This window comes from Brevibacillus sp. MCWH (genome assembly GCF_013096935.1).
GTDB classification, from domain to species: Bacteria; Bacillota; Bacilli; order Brevibacillales; family Brevibacillaceae; genus Brevibacillus; species Brevibacillus aydinogluensis.
This window is the reverse complement of sequence record NZ_SDLF01000082.1, coordinates 1-694: the sequence shown is the minus strand read 5'-3', so window position 1 is coordinate 694 and position 694 is coordinate 1. Positions and strand designations below refer to the sequence as shown.

At 28.0% G+C, this 694-nt stretch carries 2 protein-coding genes; both read right to left on the bottom strand.

The window, feature by feature from the left end:
* On the bottom strand, positions 1-381 hold a 381-nt coding region (locus ETC00_RS19450; protein ID WP_171567700.1), incomplete at its 3' end, for a hypothetical protein.
* 24 nt (positions 382-405) lie between these two features.
* A partial coding sequence (locus ETC00_RS19445) for a hypothetical protein (protein ID WP_171567699.1) occupies positions 406-694 on the bottom strand: 289 nt, incomplete at its 5' end.

Here is a 694-nt window from a genome sequence, read left to right as displayed (position 1 = left end):
ATATTGAAGAATAATGAAAGATTTATTCATCTTAAATCCTTTTTCAAAAATATCTCGGTAAGTAATGATGTTTTCAATAGTAGTTTCGACAATGTTTAGTTCTGGAATCTTCGTATCATACTTCTCAGATAATTCTTTAACGATAGAAATCACTTCCATCATATTTTTGTACCCTTCATATTTTGTTAAATCACCTTTAGATTCGGGAATATTTCCAAAATCAATATAAGATTTATCTAGTACAGACTTATATAAGTTAGTAACTAAAGTATTAGAAACGTAAGGGTTTTTATTTTCTAGTAAAAGTTCAACTACTTCGTTTCTTTCCGAGAAAGTCTTTGCGTTTTCTAATACAATTTTTACTGCTGGTGAAATATACATTTAAAACACCTCCAAAAAAATAAATTAAATTCTTTGTACTAGTTTAAGAATTTCTTTTAATTCATTGTCTTTTCTAGTACCAGTCTCCAATCCAGAGAATGTTACTGATTGATAGTTAGTAATTCCATCAAATAGGAAATGAACGATTTGTGATGAATTGTCCACAATTACAAATCCTAATAAGAAATAAGTATCCATAATCTTTCTAACTAAAGATTCATCCATTAAATCATATCCGAATTGACTTCTAATATATTCAGCTTCCTCCATTGAAATAACGATAGTTGCGTTAGGAAGTAATTTACCTTTACCC